The organism is Promicromonospora sp. CA-289599, from assembly GCF_050936155.1.
Classification (GTDB): Bacteria; Actinomycetota; Actinomycetes; order Actinomycetales; family Cellulomonadaceae; genus Promicromonospora.
The window spans coordinates 5,322,989-5,339,078 of the sequence record NZ_JBNJNI010000001.1 but is presented as its reverse complement, the minus strand read 5'-3'; the positions used below and the strand labels follow the sequence as shown (position 1 = coordinate 5,339,078).

Below are 16,090 nucleotides of genomic sequence, written 5' to 3'. Positions count from 1 at the left end.
CACGTTCGGCGGACCTCGACCCCTGCTGCATGGCCGCTATGAGCAAGGCCAGCGACACGAATACGGCGTTGAGGTGTGCAGCTTGGTCGCAGGACGGCCCGAAGGGCTACGACTCGTCACGATCTCTTTCGCTAGAAATGATCCTCGCGGGGTCGTTCAGATTGACAATATCCGCATGAATGACGACCTCTTGACTGTTGTTGTTGTATGTGGCCGAGTCGCCATCATTCTTGCCGCGAATGAGCGAGCGAATGAGCGGCATTGTTAGTACCGCCACCGCGAGCAGCACGCCAACGACGGTGAGAATAAAAAGCCATACCCCGGAATCTCGATCCATCATGACGTACGCCATGAGGGTCACCTCGGTGCAAATGAGGGTCACATATGCGGCAACGGCAAACCACTTCGCAAGTCGCGGTAGTTCAGCATCGTTGAATGCCTGATGAATCTTGGCGTCTATCGCAATGGCGAGAAAGAACACTGGCACAATTTGAGCCATCGTGGCGGCAGCGTCGGGTGACATGCGAGCAACAGTAGCGAATTACCACGCCTGGAGAACGCTTTCGATCACTCCGACAAGCAGACGGCATGGTTGGATGCGCATGGACCCCGGGCTTGACCGGTGTCGTGCCGAATCCCCACTTCTCAGTCACACGCGTTGGTTCCGCAGCGTCCACGGTCATCGCACCCTTCGAATTCGACTCAAGCCCACGTGAGACTAGCGCCCAGCCCAACGCAGTCCTGCGAGAGGGTCAATAGGTTCCTGCTGCGGAGCGGTTTGGCGTTGGCGCTGCCAGGTTCACCCATCCCTGGCGAAGCCCGCGCGGTAGCCTAATCTTCGCAAAGGGCCTGATTCGGTCACGCGATAGGAGGTATCTGAGTGGCCGAGACGACACGCGATACGGCATCAAGCCAACGGCTGATGGCTCTTGCCCGCGAATGGGACGAGGTCGTCGATGAGATCCGTGCTCTGGGATTCGAGGACTTCCTCGGTCTGCCCCCTGTGGGGTCGCTCTTGCCTGCTGCTTCGGGCGGGCCGGTGATCGTCTTGAATGTGAGCCGTTCGAGGTGCGACGCGCTCATCGTCACCAATGGCGGGGTCGAACCCGTCCCGCTGCCGCGGCTGACATTCGAGGACGCGAGACAGCGCGCCATCGCTCTGCTCGCCGTGCTCAAAGGGGTCGACGACGGAGTCGACGAGCTGTCCGATGCAGCGCATGACCTCGCTGAGGACTCACCGGTGGGCCGAGCGCGGTGGCTTGTTGCGACCCGACGGCTCATCGACGCTCGCCGAAGCGCCAACGAGGAGCTCGCCGACCTCCAGCAATGGATGTGGCAGGCCATCGCCGCCCCCGTCCTCGACCACCTCGGCCTACGAATCTCGCCGGCCGACGGGGCGGAATGGACACGGGTGTGGTGGTGTCCGACCGGCCCCCTGGCCGTCATGCCTCTGCATGCGGCCCAGGACCTGACCGCTAACCCCGCCGATCACGCAGCGGTGATCGATCGTGTCGTCTCCTCCTACACACCCACGCTACGGGCACTTCAGTCGGCTAGAGCGGGCATCGACCCACCCAACCCCGATGACCGGTTTCTCGTCGTCGCCATCGAGGAGACCGACGGGCGACCGAACCTCGAGGGAGCACTCGCCGAACGTGACCTTCTTCGTGCCCTCCTGACTTCGAGACGTCTGACGGTGCTCGGAGAGTCTGACGCGAGCCGCGCTGACGTGCTGTCCTCTCTCGCGAAGCACCGGTGGGTCCACTTCGGATGCCACGCAGATCAGGATCTCGCCAACCCGTCAGACGGCGGGCTGCTGCTCTCCGACGGGGTCCTCACGATCGGGGAGATCGCCGGGCATCGATTCCGCGGTGACTTCGCAGGCCTTGCCGCTTGCAAGACCGCGGTCGGCGGCGTCGAACTGCTCGACGAATCGATCACGCTCGCCGCGGCGCTGCACTTCACCGGCTTTCGGCACGTCGTCGCATCGCTCTGGTCGATCGAGGACAACATCTCCAGCACGGTTTTCGAAGGGCTATATCAGCAGCTCATCCACGAGGGGATCATGGACGCGGAACGCTCCTCGCTAGCCCTGCACCGCGCAATCCGCGAGCAGCGGGAACTCTTCCCGGACGAACCCTTGGACTGGGCGCCGTTCATCCACCTGGGACCCTGACAAGCGAGAGGAACCCAATGCCGGACCCGCACTCCGTCGACTACTCCGTCGAGACCGATGACTCATTCGCCCAGACAGCGGCCCTAACGTTCAGCCTGGACGTCAAGGGCAGCGCTGACGCCGAGCTCAACGGACCGTGTCCACGCTGCGAGGACCCGATGTCGTTCCCCGTCCACAGTCATATCTTCCGGCGCCGGAAGCAGCCCGCACGTACCGCCTCCGACAACGGGCTCGTCCCGATGATCTGCACGTGCACGAGCATGACCCATCACGGCAGGCCGGACGATGCCGAGGGCTGCGGAGCGTACTGGAACCTGAGGATCGACGAGCGTGAAGAAGCCTGACCTCGTCCCCGGGCCTCCAGCTACGCTCGCGCACCGCAACCATGCCGTCGACGAGCGCAGAAGAATCCAGGCCGAGCTGGCAGCTACGAAGCGGACGGCCGCTGGTTGGGGCAAAGGCATCGCAGGACTCTTCGCCGCGATCGCCGCACTGGGTCTCGTCCGCGGGCGAAGTGACATCGAGCAGCTCGCAGCACCATGGAGTGTCCTCGTCGGAATTGCGTTCGCCTTTGCCCTGAGCTCGGGGCTGGTCGCCGCGTTCTTCACGATGCGTGCCGCCCACGGCAGACCGTTTCGGCAACGCGTGCGGGCCGGACATAGCCTCGGCGGAGCGCCTCTTCCTTTCTCCAGCGATCACATCGAAGCACGCCAGTCAGCCCGAGCACTGCTCTGGGGACTCGCGTTGGCCGTGGCATCGATGGTGGGGATCAGCACCGCACTGGGCGTGACGTGGTACGCACCACGCGCGACCCCGCCTCTGCTCCAACTGATCGACGACTCAGGGACGGCCTGGTGTGGCGCACCCGAACGTCTCAACCTCGGGCTACTGACCCTGCAAACTGATCAAGGGGCTGTGGTCATCGACCTCAGCACCGCCACGACGATCCAAACCACGGTCATATGTCCAGCCGCACCATAGCTGGCTCCGAGGAGCCGGCCGACCAGCGCGAACAGATCTCGGCGTTGGCACGACAGCGCGCCGAGGAATACCTTCAGACCGGCAACCGATCCGCAGTCATCAGGGCAGTCGCCGGGTATCGCCTTCTCGTCCTCTCCGCGACCAACGACGAGGACCGCGTCGAGGCACTAAGCGGACTGTCGGCGTCGCGTCAGCTTCTCTTCGGGTCCCGCGGCCTCCGATCGGACATCGACGACGCGATCGAACGCGGCACAGCCGTTCTCGCCATGCTGGATCCGACACGGCCCAGGACACGGCATCACGCCAACCTCGGCAATGCCTACCGGCTCCGATTCGAAGAGGTCTCCTCGGACCGCGCCGATCTCCGCGCCGGCCTTCAGCACGCGTGGGACGCACTGGACGACGAAGCAGCCCCGCACGTGCATGCCCAACGGCTCTCCAACTTCGGGCTCCTGCTGCGCCTCCACTTCGAGGCATTGGGGCGCCGAGACGACATCGACGAGTCGGTCGAGGTGATCGAAGAAGCGGTCGAACTTGCCGACGCGGCGCAGCGTCCCCAGATCCTGTCCAACGCGAGCACTTCACGCCGGATACGTGGAGCCCGCTACGGGATCGCAGAGGACCTCCACGAGTCACGACGCCTCTCGAACCGGGCTCTTCGGAGCAGGGAAACACCTGAGCACCTGCGTGTCGGTCTACTCATCAACGCGGCGCTCCCGGATCTCGACCTCTTCCACCTCACTGATATCGCAGCGCATCTGAAACGTGCAGAGCTCGCCCTCGAGCTCGCGCTGAAACTCGTCGATCACGGTAGCCCGGACCATCTCATCGTGCTGATCAACCTGGCGAATCTCAAACGACTCCTCGCGAGTGCTGACCCGGCGCCTGGCCGGTCCGACGAGGCCGTTGAGGTCGCTCTAGCCGCTCTTGCGGCGCTGCCGGTCCGACACCCAGATCGGCCTCGGTTTCTTGCGGCAGTAGGCCGTGCCTTGCGCACGCGTCTGAATCTCGAAGGACGGGCGGAGGACGCACGCGACTCGGTTCGGTACCGCTCGCAGGCTGCCGACTACGACGGGGGCGACCCCTACGAGCGAGCGCTCTCGGCGTACACGGCAGGTCTCTGGGCGAGCGAGGACAACGAGCACGACACAGCGCTTCACTACCTACTGACCGCGCTGGATCTGCTGCCGAAGGTCGTCTGGCTGGGGCTCGATCGGACCACTGTCCTCGCCCACACCGTCGAGTGGCAAGACCTCGCACGAGACGTTGCCGCTTCGGCGATCCAGAACGACGAGCTACCGGTCGCCATCGCCGCACTCGAACGAGGACGGACGATGTTTTGGAGCCAGGTCACTGGATACCCTGACGAATCGACACGCCTCCGCAATGCGCACCCCGGTCTTGGCGACCACCTCGACCGTCTCGACCGCATCAGTGAGCAACTCGCGGCGGCACGCGCAGCAGCCAACGAAAAGATCAGCGCGAGCCGGGCCAACTCGTAACCGTTGCGAACGGCCCGGTCCTAGCCACCGGACGCTGACAGTCCGGGCGTGCTCGATCAGAGATGCTCGCGCTGTCCGGCCCTGCGTTCGGTGACTGGGAAACATTCCCGACCGTCCCACTGTTGGAACTATGCACGGCGTTTCAAGTCGCCGCTGCGTCCTGACGATGCCGAACGCCAAATACCTCGACTTCCAGCGGGCCCCAGCAGATGCTCAATTCCCGGATTCGATCGCGCTCGCCTACTCGACGGCTCAACTATCAGCGTCCGGCACCCGCGTAGCCCACGCAGCGACCGCCACGGCCGAGGCGACGTTCAGCGAGTCCACTCCCCCGGACATCGGGATCCGCACCGTCATGTCGCACTCCGCGATCGTCCGCGCCTTGAGCCCGTCACCCTCGGTGCCGAGAACCAGCGCGAGCTTCTCGGGCGGGTCGGCCACCAGGTCGTCGAGGCTGACCGAGTCGTCCTCCAGCGCGAGCGCCGCCACCTTGAAGCCGTGCTCGTGCAAGGCCTGGATGCCGCTGGGCCAGGGATCGATCCGTGTCCACGGGATCTGGAAGACCGTACCCATGGAGACCCGGACGGCTCGCCGGTACAGCGGGTCCGCACAGCTCGGCGTGAACAGCACGACGTCGACCCCGAGGGCCGCGCACGCGCGCATGCCAGCACCGACGTTCGTGTGGTCGACGATGTCCTCGAAGATCACAACGCGCCGCGCGCCCGCTCCCCCGCGCGCCCCCGCGAGCAGCTCGTGCACGCCGGGCAGCGGCGGCCGGTGCATGGCCGCCATAGCGCCGCGGTGCAGGTTGAAGCCCGTGATCTCCTTCAGCAGCGGTTCCTCGGCGACGTAGACGGGCGCGCCGGTCTCGCCGATCAGGTCGCTCATCGAGTCCAGCCACTTCGGCGCCATGAGGAACGACCGCGGCCGGTGCCCGGCCGCGAGCGCCCGCCGGATCACCGTCGAGCTCTCGGCGATGTACAGCCCCTTGGCCGGCTCATGCTTGGAGCGCAGGACGACGTCCGTGAGGCTGTTGTAGTCGGCGAGGCGCTCGTCGGCGGGGTCGTCGATACGGACGACGTCGAGGGTGGTCACCCGTGCATTCTCCCTGACCGGCGAGCCCTTGTCGGGCCAGGTCGGATCCGGATGGCGTGCGGGCTCCTGGCACGAGCTTCCCGGGACACCCCCGCACTGTCACCCGGTTGCGTCACGCGGTCGGAACGCGGTTGGAACGCGCCTGAAACATGACTGGAACGCGGGTTGCGCGCGGAACGACCTTGGCATGCCGTTATCGTCCCGTTATCTCTCAGAGCGAAATCCTCCCCGCTTCCCCCGAGCCCCAAGACTCCATATGCTCCGGGCAAGGAAAGTTCGTCCCGCTCGTGAGGAGAGTTGCGATGAGAACTACCCGAACTGCCCGGTCATCCCGTGCACGCCGCAGCAAGGAACACAGTCCGCACCCCGCGTTGCCCCAGTCCTACGCTGCGATGATCGAGCGGACGCCGTCGCTGGACGACGCGCAGCTCGAGTCTCTCCTCGAGCGAGCAGTCGCCGGAGCAGACGCCGCACGCACCCTTCACTCCACAGCGGTCTCCCCCAGCTTCCGCATACAGCTCGAAGCGCGGGTCAAGGACGGGCAATACGCGAAGGAGCGTCTCGTCCTCGCTCACCTCCGTCTTGTCCCGGCCGTCGCGGGCACCTACTCGGGCCGCCTGCCGTTCATGGATCTTGTCCAGGAGGGCAACGTCGGCCTGGTGCGCGCCGCCGACTCGTACGACCCCGCGCACGGCACGTTCGCCGCCTACGCGACCCGCTGGGTACGCCGCTCGATCGTCCGTGCGGTCGCCGCCGCCGAGCAGGCCGAGTCGCCGGGCGAGAGCGGCCCCACCCCCGAGCAGACGATGCTGCGCCGCCGCGTCCGGCAGGCCCTGCGGCACCTCGACGCCGTGGAGGCCCGGGTCCTGGAGATGCGTTTCGGCCTCCTGGACGGCACCACCCGCACCCTCGACGAGATCGGCCGCCGCCTCGGCGTGACCAAGGAGCGCGTGGCTCAGATCCTCGAGAGCGCACTGGCCAGGCTGCGCGACGTCGTCAGCCCGGTTCCCCTCGCCGCGTGACCGCCGGCTGGGCGCCCGAAGGCCCAGCCGGCGTCAGCCGAGAGACAACTTCGTCCAGCGCCACGTGGTACGCCCACGACGACTGGTAGCCCGAGTGGGCGGCCACGGCGAAGAGATAGGCCGACCGGTCCATCTCCTCCGCTCCGCGGTCCACCTCGTTCGACCCATAACCCACCACGGGGAAGCCCATGAAGTCGGTGCGCCGCCACAGGTTCACCCACGCGGGCTTCGCACCGCAGGTCAGCAGTGACATCAGCGTGACCTGTTCCCCCGAGCCGGGCTCGGGGCGTTCCGGCGTCAACGGCGCCGCCGGAACCGCCCCGAGTCCGGAACCCACCGCCGCCCGAGCGGCCCGCACCTGCCCGCCCCACGGGTCCGCCGACCAGGCCGGCCCGGTGCACGGTGGCGTGCCGGTCGTCGTCGGGCCCAGGAAGTCCGGGAAGAACCGGCCCAGGAACGGGCGCAGCTGCGTGCCGTACGACAGGAGGCCGAGCCGGCCGTCGACGGTGTCGGGCACCGGGTTGCCCGCACGGATCAGGATGACGGCCCCGGCCAGCACGGCACCGATCGAGTGCGCGGACAGCACCACGCGCCGGGTCGGGGCCACCCGCTCGCGCTCGGCGTCGTCGGCGATGTCGGCGCCGGTGAGCCAGGCATCCACCCGCGAGCGCACCTCGGGCACCGCGCGCTCGGCGTAGCTCGGCGGGCCGAACGGGTGGGCGCTGCGCGGCAGGAAGCACATCAGGTCCCACACCAGGCCCCACGGGCGCGACGGTCCGCCGCCCGTGGTGCCCGCCAGGGCGCTGGCCACCAGGGTCGCCGCGAGCACGCCCAGGGCCGGCACCGCCAGGCCGGACAGCCACAGCGGCGTCTGATAGGTGCCGGTGTCGCTGTGCTGGGTGATCAGCGGGACGTGCGCCAGCAGGGCCGCGACGTAGCACGCCGCGGCGAGCGCACCCCCGGCGAGCTCCGCCCGGTGCGACATCGCGGCGACCTTCCGGCCGCGCAGGACCCGCTCCAGCACGGGGTTCGGACCGCCGTCGGTGTCCGGGGCCTCGGCGACCGCGCGCCAGGCCGGGACCGCTGGACCGTAGGGCAGGCCAGCGGTACGGGGCGCCCGCGGGATCCACAGGTCCCGCGAGCGGAGGGCGTCCATCACGTACGGGCCGGTCAGCGCCACGCCCACCAGCAATACGAACACCAGGGCGATCACCACCGACGCCGTGCCGAACTCGGTGTAGATCGGCGGGACCCGCACGAGTTCGGTCTCGGGCACGTCGCGGGGCAGGCCGACCAGGCCGTTGCCGAGCGGCTTCGGCGGCGCCGCCTCGCCGCTGCGCAGGAACCACTGCACGCCGAGCACCAGCAGGCTCGAGTACACGGCCGCCGCCGCGGCGGAGACCAGCAGGAACACGCCAGGCCCGGCGCCGTTCCAGCCCTCGTACCGCCGACGCCGCAGCACGACGGCCGCCAGCACCACCGCGACCGGGCTCAGGATCGCGAGCACGGCCACCGCGACGAGCAGGTGACGCAGCGGGCCGTCCGGCTCGGTCACCAGCACGAACGCGACGCACGCCGTGGCGACCACCGGCACGAGGCTCCACGCCGCGACCCCCTGGGCGCTCCGCGTGGTGCGCCAGGCCAGGCCGGTCGCGGCGATACCGCACAGCCCGACGCCGAGCAGGGCGGGCACCAGGTCCAGTCCGATGAGGGCGGGCATCCTCGGGGGCTTCGGGCCGGCGAAGCACGCCCAGCAGGCCAGCAGCCAGACGAGCAGCCCGGCCACGAACACCACGATCCCGGCCCGAGCCTTCGCGCGGGGCACCACGGCCTGGACGCCGTCGTCGTCCGTGCGCAGGGCGACGAACACGCACGCGCCGAGGATCACCACCAGGCCGGCCACGGGCAGACCGGGCATCGGGAACCCCGCGTCGGCGTACCGCGTCCACGTGAGGTACTGCCCGGTCAGGGCGAGAGCCGCGCCGAGGTGGGCCCACAGCAGACCCGAGCCAGTGCGTTGGGACCAGAAGCCCGCGCGGTGCAGCGGCGGGCCCCACGGCGGCACCGTGCGCCCGGCGCGCACAGACGAGAACTTCGACTCGAACCGGACCTGGCCGCTGTGCGCCACGAGGACCAGCACCGTGACCAGGAGCACCGGCACGAGCGACAGGACGGCCAACCGGTCGCCGACGTCCATCCGCGCCAGGCCGTACAGCGCGCTGGGGATGCGCGCGCAGACGGGGACCACTGAGTCGGGCGCCGCCGTCGCCAGGCCGATGCACCGCGTCCCGATCACGGACAGCGCGACCGTCGCCACCGCGGACACGAACAGGAGCGTCAGGCCGAGCGCGAACACCCGGGTCAGCGCGGCGGTCGCCTCGGGCCGCAGGGTGCCGGCCGCCGGACGGCGGGCGCCGGGCTCGTGCGCGGTGCTCCCGGATGCGCCGGGCCCGGATGCGCCGGGCTCGTGCGCACCGGCCGCCGGGGCCGGGATGCGCCGCGCCCAGTACGCGGCGTTCGCCAGGCCGAACGGGATCATCGCCGCCCACAGCAGCCGCACCGCCACCGTCCCGAGGACGCCGAGCACGCCACCGAACGGGAGGCCGCCGAGCCGCGCCATCGCGCTCCACGAGTAGGCCTCGCGGCGCACGTCGGGCCGGATGGCGCGAACGTGTCCCGGCGGGAGCGCCTTGTCCCGGGCCTCGGCGTCCGGCGTCGGCGTCCAGAAGCTGCCCAGGGCGTCGCCGTCGGACTGGACCACCTCGCCCCGCGGCAGGTCGAGCGATCCGTACGGCAGCGCGTTCGCGATGCCGTGGATCCGCAGCTCGAGGATGTGGGGTTGCGGGCTGGTGGGGGTGCCGGACGGCGCGCTCTCCATAGCGCCCAAAACTAGCGCGCAAGGTAGCAATTCTCCCGATGTTAACGTTAATATGCACTGCGCATTTCATCCGCAGCCCTGCTACGTGCAACGAAGCACGAGATAGGTCGACACCATGAACGCACGTCATCGTCATGGCACCACTCCGCCCGCTCGACGACCCTTCCGGATCCTGATGAGCCTGCTGGCCGCCCTGGTCCTGCTGCCGGTCACCGCGCTGTCCACCGCCGCACCGGCCACCGCCGCGACCAGCCAGTTCCGCGGCATGAACTGGGCGGTGCTGGGCGACAACTTCAGCACCGGACCCCTCGTGCTGGACGGCCTCAGCAGCTCCGACAGCTACGCAACGGTCCAGGCCAAGGCCAACGCCGTGTACGACGACATGGAGTCGAGCCTCGGCATCAACACGGTGCGCCTGCCGATCAACACGCACACGGTGGGCACCGCCTGGTGGAACAACTACCGGGGCGCGATCGACGCCGCGACCGCCCGGGGGTTCAAGGTCATCCTGGCCTACTGGGAGGACGGCGCCGCCTCCGGCGGGCGGATCACCAACATGGCCGCGTTCAACACCATGTGGTCCACCGTGACCAGCCAGTACGGCTCCAACACCCAGGTGTACTTCGAGCCCATGAACGAGCCGCACGGCTACAGCTCGGCGGAGTGGCGCGACGTCGCCGCGAACTGGCTCAGCTACCACTACTCGGCGGTGCCCGCCCGCACCCTGATCGGCGGCACCGGCTACAGCCAGGACCTGCGGGACATCTGCAACGACAGCCGCTTCGACGCGACGCTGCTGTCCTTCCACCACTACGCGTTCTTCTACGGCGACAACACCTACGACGGCTGGCGCAGCCACATCACGACCCGTCTCGGCAGCTGCGCCTCCCGGACCGTCGTCACGGAGTTCGGCGGCGCGATGAACGAGGGCCTGAACTACGGCGACGCCAACAGCTCCAACAACTTCGTGCGTCACATCCGCGCCGTCACGCAGGTCATGCGCGACACCGGGATGGGCGGCACCTACTGGCCGGGGATCGGCGGCAAGACCGGCAACATCGGGTACGACGGGTACTCGATGTACATCAAGAGCGGCAGCGGCATGAACCTCTCGCTCGCCGTCCGCAGCGTCTCCGGCGCGAACCGGTTGCGCTGGGCGTGGGGCGACGACGTCGATCCGAACGCGGGCAACGGCGGCGCCACGGCGACAGTGACCGACATCGTCAACCAGGCCTCCGGCAAGTGCGTGGACGTGGTGAGCGCGTCGACCGCCGACGCCGCGGAGATCGCCCAGTACACCTGCGGAGCAGGGTCGAACCAGCAGTGGGCCCTGCACGACCTCGGCAACGGGTACCACAACGTCGTCGCGCAGCACTCGGGCAAGTGCCTGGACGTGAACAACGCCGCGACCACCGACGGCGCGGCGATCATCCAGTACACCTGCGGCAGCGGCACCAACCAGCAGTGGCAGCTGCGCGGCGTGAGCGGCGGCTACACCGAGCTCGTGGCGCGGCACTCGGGCAAGTGCCTCGACGTGCCCGCCTCGTCGACGGCGAACAGCACCCGGCTCGTGCAGTACGCCTGCAACGGCGGCGCGAACCAGCGCTGGACCCTGTGACCCTGCCCGCGACCTGACGCACGTGTCAGACGTACAGGTCACTCCCGTGATCTGTACGTCTGACAGCTCCGCCGCTCTCCGGACGGTCAGGAGCCCAGTGTCGACGCGAGCACCGCGCCGGCCAGCAGCACGTCGTAGACGACGCACGTCTCGGCGTACCAGCGCCACACCACCGCGTTCGCCCGGTGATGGAACACGTCCCAGACGCCGTGCCCCACGAGCCCAACCGCGAGCACATACGCCCCGGTGTCCTGCCCCACGAGGACGGCGGCCAAGACGCTGATCCCCGCGAACACCGCCAGCCCGACGGCCTGCAGCAGCACCATCGACCGCCCCCGGATGCTGTTCCGGAGCATTCCCACGACCGGGTACACCAGGGCCATCGCGAAGACCAGCCACGTCGGCACACCGCCGCCGGCACCCGCACCGGCGAGCGTGCCGACGAGGAGCAGCAGCCCGATCAGCACCGGCCACCGCTCCCGCAGCCAGTCCAGGTCGAACCCGTGGACGTGCTCCGTGTACTCGGCCGGCCGCAGCAGCATCGCGCCGGCCATCGCCGGGACCATCAGCACGTGACCCCAGAGCATCATGTCGCCGGCGCTCGTCGCGCCCGCCCAGAACAGCACCAGCAGCACCGCGAACGGCGCCGCCATCGCCGCGTTCATCTCCCAGATCGCGGGCCAGCCGTGCCGCCGCACCCGCATCCACACCGTCATCGCCGCCACCATGTCCAGGACCATCACCACCGCGCCGACGTCCGGCCGGGCCAGCAGCGCCTCGATCCCCACGGCCGCGCCCGCCCAGTCCCACGCCGGTGCCAGCAGCATCATCCCGAGCACCATCACGACGACCATCTCGACCAGGTGCGCGACGAACCGCAGCGCCTTCCGCCACCGTGTGGTGGGCGCGGTGTGGTGGGCTGCCGCGTGGGTTCCTGCGTGGGTTCCTGCGTGGACCGTCGTCGTCTCCGTCATGTCTCCGTCTCCTTGGCTCCCAGCGGCGCTCCTCGCCGCACTGGCATCCACGCTGTCCGACGGCGACCGCGGCCAGTAGTGCCGGACCGCACCCGGGCACGAGCACATGTCACTACCTCGTATGACAGATGTCATCGGGGCCCGGCGGCCCGCCCCGCGGCGGCGTCGGCGCTGGCAGGATGGCGCCATGAGCAGCACCCCGACCGTCGTGGACGACGACGGCAACGGACTCGCGAGCTTCCGCCGCAACATCTGGTGGGGCCTCGCGGGGACCGTGGCATGCGTGCTGGGCTTCGCCGTCGGCGACTGGGTGCTGGACCCGGACGTCCCGGCCGGGCTGCGCGCTCTCACCGGCCTGTCGACGGCGGCCACCATCGTGGCGTGCGGCGTACTGCTGGCGCGGCGGGTCCGGAACGAGGCGCCGTCCACCGGCTGGCTCGTGGCCGCGGGCGGCGCGGCGGGGACCGCCGCGGCGGTGCCGCTCGCCCTCGGCAACTTCGGGATCTGGTCGATCGCGCCGGCCGCCACGCTCTCGGTGCTGGTGATGTTCCTGCCCGCCCGGCGAGCGTGGTCGGCGCTGGGTGCCGCCCTGGTCGTCCTGCCGGCGATCGGTCTGGCGACGGCGCTGGCCACCGGCGAACCCGACGTCGGACATGCCGTGTGGATGCCCGCCCTCATGGTGCTGGCGTTCGGTCCGGCGATGCTGGGCATGCTGCGCGGCTGGCAGGTAGCGGCTCGTCTCGACGACGCCCGGCGGCTCGCCGGACAGCTCGCCGTCGCCGACGAGCGCCTCCGGTTCGCCGCCGACCTGCACGACATCCAGGGCCACCACCTGCAGGTGATCGCCCTGAAGAGCGAGCTCGCGGCGCGGCTCGCGGAGGCGGACCCCGCGCGGGCCGCCGCTACGATGCGCGAGGTGCAGCAGCTCGCCGGGGACGCCCTGCGCGAGACCCGCGCCCTGGTGCAGGGCTACCGGCGCACCACCCTCGACGCCGAGATCGCCAACGCGTCCAAGGTCCTCGCGGCGGCGGGCGTGGAGGTCCTGGCCGACGTCGACGCCGACCTCGCCGCGAGCCTGCCGCAGGGGCCCCGCAGCCTGCTCGGCCTGGTCGTGCGCGAGGCCACCACCAACCTGCTGCGGCACAGCCGGGCAACGCGTGCGTCGATGGTCCTGGTGCCCGACGGCGCAGGCGCCCGCCTCGTCATCGACAACGACGGCGCCCGTCCGGCAGGTCCGGCCGGCGAGCCGGCCGACCTGGACGGCGGGTCCGCCGGAGGCGGTGACGGCACGGGCCTGGTGTCCCTCGCCGAACGGCTCGACGCCGTCGGTGGGCACCTCTCGTGGACCGGCGAGGGCGACCGGTTCGTGGTCACGGCTACGGTGACCGGATGATCCGCCTGCTGCTGGCCGACGACGAGGAGCTGCTGCGCGGAGCCCTCTGCTCCCTCCTCGACCTCGAGGACGACCTCCAGGTAGTCGCTCAGGCCGCCACCACCACGTACGCCGTGCGGCTCGCCGAGCAGCACCGGCCCGACGTCGCCGTGCTCGACCTCGAGATGCCGCCCACCGACGGGCTGCACGCGGCCGCGCAGATCCTGGCCCGGACCGACGGCACGCCGCCCCACGTCATCATCGTGACGCGGCACGCCCGGCCCGCGGTCCTGCGCCGCGCCCTTGCCGCGGGCGTGAGCGGGTTCGTGCCCAAGTCGACGCCGGCCGCGCGGCTGGCGCAGATCGTGCGCGACGTCGCCGTCGGGCGCCGGTACGTCGATCCGGAGATCGCTGCGTCGGCGCTCACGGAGAACGAGTGCCCGCTGACGGACCGCGAGCTGGAGGTGCTGCGCGAGGCCCGCACCGGCGCCCAGGTCTCGGAGATCGCGGCAGCCGTGCACCTCGCACCCGGGACGGTGCGCAACTACCTGTCGTCGGCGATGGCCAAGCTCGGGGTCGCCACCCGCCACGCCGCGGCACACCGCGCCTGGGAAGAAGGTTGGATCTAGCGCTCGCGGTGACCGGGGGCGGGCGGCTCGCCGAGTCCGTGTCGAAGGTGATCGGTCAGCCGGCGCTCCTGGGGCCGCCTGAGGAACGCTTGCACCAGAAGCTGCCTGCGGTCTCGGGGTCGCCACCGACATACCGTGCGACCGACGGGTACGGGCACAGCGGTCGGGTGCGGTCGGGAGCCCAGTCGGCTGGGACCTCCGGGTTCACGCCGCCCGCGTTGCCGGTTCCGCGGGCCGAGGCGACGATCCTGTCCGGGGCGTGCCCCAGCTCCACCCAGGCGATCAGCGGGCCGAGGCCATCGAACTGGTCGGTCGCGGCACCACCGCTCACATGAGCCATGCCTGGAACCTCGAAGTAGCGCACGAACCGTCCCGCGCGGTTCCGGTTCGCCGCGTCGAGCTCCTCGTACCAGCGCGCGGTGTCGTCGGCGCTGAACACGGCGTCGGACGCACCATGCACGACGATCATCTTGCCGCCGGTCTTGCGGAGGGCGTCGAGGCGTGCGGGATCGGGTGGTGTCATGAACCGCATGGCGCTCTGGTCGTAGATTCCGCTCGCCCGGTAGATCTCCTGGGCTTTCGCGTCGATGTCGACGGACAGGGCGTACCCCGGGAGGTCCGCGAGGATCGCCGGGCTCTCCGGAGGGTTCGAGAAGACGAACCCGACCGCCATCGGGTCGAGGAAGACGCTGAGCGACAGTTCCCATGAGGCCCAGTCGCCGTTCGTGATGCCGGCGTCGTACGGGAAGGACGTGTAGATGCGTTCCCCGGTGGATGTCGTGGCTCCCGCGAAGACCGTTACGACGACATCCTTCTGCGCGGTCGTCAGGCAGCTTCCGTCCCGTTCAGCCTCACAGGTGGGGACGTCCCGGCGCACGTCGAAGACCTTCTGGCAGCGGGCGCTGTCCTGCACCATGCCGTCGGCGAGCCGGTCGAGCCGGTCGCAGCGCGCGAGGATCGCGTCGACGACGGACTGCCGCTCGGCGGGTGTGAAGACATCGGCCAGCTTCCCCGGTTCGGCGGTCAGGGTGTTCCACTGTTGTGCGCCCCAGATCTGGGCGACGGCGGCCTGAGGGAGGTTGAAGCCCGGCGCGACGGCGAGGAATCCGTCGTACTCGTCGGCGTAGCGGGCCGCGGCCACCATCGTGTGGCGCCCGCCGTTCGACCCGCCGGCGAAGTACGAGGTGTCGGGGCCGCGACCGTACGCGGCCTTGACGATCGTCTTGGCGATCGGCGTGAGGGTCCCGACGGCCTGATACCCGTAGTCGAGCCGAGCCTGCGGATCGAGGCCGAACAGCGGGTTCTGTGCGGCGCCGTGTCCGGCGTCGGAGCTGAGCACGGCAAAGCCCATCTGCAGACCGTTGCGGAGCTGGCCGCCAGTGAACGAACCGACGGCCGGCGCGACGTTCCCGTCCAGGCCGCCGTTGGCCTGGTGCAGGAAGCGCCCCGACCAGTCTGCCGGCAGTCGCATCTCGAAGCCGATGGCGTACGTCTGGCCGTCGACCTGGCTGGTTCGCTCGTTCGCCCGGCCACGGACGAGGCAGTGCTCGCCGACGGCCACGCCGGCATGAGCCAGTTCCCCCGCCGGAACTGTTTCGGCGGAGGTGATCTCGGTCCCGTCGAGCTCGAGCTGGACGAGAGCCGCGCACTCCAGCAGCGGGCCAGGACGGGCGGGGCCGGTGAGCGCGCTCGCCGGCGGTTGCGCGTAGGCCGGGGTACCTGCCAGGAGCAGTGCGGCGGCCGCCAAGGCCGCAGCGGCTCCACGTGGTGACATTCTCATGGGTTCCTCCTCGTCGAGGGGCACACGGGCGACGAAGAGGCAGCATCAAGCGTCACAGGGATC

The 16,090-nt window shown here is 69.7% G+C and carries 13 protein-coding genes; 8 read left to right on the top strand and 5 right to left on the bottom strand.

Annotated features, from left to right (window positions below; all coding sequences use genetic code 11):
• Positions 1 to 106: 106 nt before the first annotated feature.
• A complete protein-coding gene (locus ACQEVI_RS23765) occupies positions 107 to 523 on the bottom strand; it encodes a hypothetical protein (RefSeq protein WP_432903739.1) in 417 nt (138 codons plus the stop codon).
• A 357-nt stretch (positions 524 to 880) separates the two neighbouring features.
• On the opposite strand from ACQEVI_RS23765, the gene ACQEVI_RS23760 reads away from it, so the two are divergent.
• From ACQEVI_RS23760 to ACQEVI_RS23745, 4 genes are read left to right on the top strand one after another with little or no spacing between them, the layout of a single operon-like run.
• Positions 881 to 2,176, top strand: a complete 1,296-nt coding sequence (locus tag ACQEVI_RS23760) for a CHAT domain-containing protein (protein WP_432903736.1) — start codon at positions 881 to 883, stop codon at positions 2,174 to 2,176.
• Between the two features lie 17 nt (positions 2,177 to 2,193).
• Positions 2,194 to 2,520, top strand: coding sequence for a hypothetical protein (locus tag ACQEVI_RS23755; RefSeq protein ID WP_432903733.1), 327 nt, complete (start codon positions 2,194 to 2,196; stop codon positions 2,518 to 2,520).
• Positions 2,507 to 3,157, top strand: coding sequence for a hypothetical protein (locus ACQEVI_RS23750; RefSeq protein WP_432903730.1), 651 nt, complete (start codon positions 2,507 to 2,509; stop codon positions 3,155 to 3,157). The genes ACQEVI_RS23755 and ACQEVI_RS23750 overlap by 14 nt, the downstream gene beginning before the upstream one ends.
• The gene (locus ACQEVI_RS23745) at positions 3,139 to 4,659 is read left to right on the top strand and encodes a hypothetical protein (protein WP_432903727.1); all 1,521 of its coding nucleotides are present in this window, start codon (positions 3,139 to 3,141) and stop codon (positions 4,657 to 4,659) included. The genes ACQEVI_RS23750 and ACQEVI_RS23745 overlap by 19 nt, the downstream gene beginning before the upstream one ends.
• Positions 4,660 to 4,911: 252 nt before the next feature.
• Here ACQEVI_RS23745 and ACQEVI_RS23740 read toward each other — a convergent pair whose 3' ends face one another.
• On the bottom strand, positions 4,912 to 5,754 hold the full coding sequence (locus ACQEVI_RS23740; protein WP_432903724.1) for a TrmH family RNA methyltransferase: 843 nt from the start codon (positions 5,752 to 5,754) through the stop codon (positions 4,912 to 4,914).
• 392 nt (positions 5,755 to 6,146) lie between these two features.
• Between ACQEVI_RS23740 and ACQEVI_RS23735 the strand changes: the two genes are divergently transcribed.
• Positions 6,147 to 6,776: a sigma-70 family RNA polymerase sigma factor gene (locus ACQEVI_RS23735; RefSeq protein WP_432903722.1), complete on the top strand. Its 630-nt coding sequence runs from the start codon at positions 6,147 to 6,149 to the stop codon at positions 6,774 to 6,776.
• Here the strand turns inward: ACQEVI_RS23735 and ACQEVI_RS23730 are convergent.
• A complete protein-coding gene (locus tag ACQEVI_RS23730) occupies positions 6,751 to 9,654 on the bottom strand; it encodes a hypothetical protein (RefSeq protein ID WP_432903719.1) in 2,904 nt (967 codons plus the stop codon). The two genes, ACQEVI_RS23735 and ACQEVI_RS23730, sit on opposite strands and share 26 nt — an antisense overlap.
• Positions 9,655 to 9,769: 115 nt before the next feature.
• Between ACQEVI_RS23730 and ACQEVI_RS23725 the strand changes: the two genes are divergently transcribed.
• Positions 9,770 to 11,272: an RICIN domain-containing protein gene (locus ACQEVI_RS23725; RefSeq protein ID WP_432903716.1), complete on the top strand. Its 1,503-nt coding sequence runs from the start codon at positions 9,770 to 9,772 to the stop codon at positions 11,270 to 11,272.
• 86 nt (positions 11,273 to 11,358) lie between these two features.
• Here the strand turns inward: ACQEVI_RS23725 and ACQEVI_RS23720 are convergent, their stop codons facing one another.
• Positions 11,359 to 12,246, bottom strand: a complete 888-nt coding sequence (locus ACQEVI_RS23720; RefSeq protein ID WP_432903713.1) for a hypothetical protein — start codon at positions 12,244 to 12,246, stop codon at positions 11,359 to 11,361.
• 187 nt (positions 12,247 to 12,433) lie between these two features.
• On the opposite strand from ACQEVI_RS23720, the gene ACQEVI_RS23715 reads away from it, so the two are divergent.
• Positions 12,434 to 13,639: a sensor histidine kinase gene (locus tag ACQEVI_RS23715; RefSeq protein WP_432903710.1), complete on the top strand. Its 1,206-nt coding sequence runs from the start codon at positions 12,434 to 12,436 to the stop codon at positions 13,637 to 13,639.
• Positions 13,636 to 14,247, top strand: coding sequence for a response regulator transcription factor (locus ACQEVI_RS23710; protein ID WP_432903707.1), 612 nt, complete (start codon positions 13,636 to 13,638; stop codon positions 14,245 to 14,247). The genes ACQEVI_RS23715 and ACQEVI_RS23710 overlap by 4 nt, the downstream gene beginning before the upstream one ends.
• Positions 14,248 to 14,302: 55 nt before the next feature.
• Here the strand turns inward: ACQEVI_RS23710 and ACQEVI_RS23705 are convergent, their stop codons facing one another.
• The gene (locus tag ACQEVI_RS23705) at positions 14,303 to 16,027 is read right to left on the bottom strand and encodes a tannase/feruloyl esterase family alpha/beta hydrolase (protein ID WP_432903704.1); all 1,725 of its coding nucleotides are present in this window, start codon (positions 16,025 to 16,027) and stop codon (positions 14,303 to 14,305) included.
• Between the last annotated feature and the right edge of the window lie 63 nt (positions 16,028 to 16,090).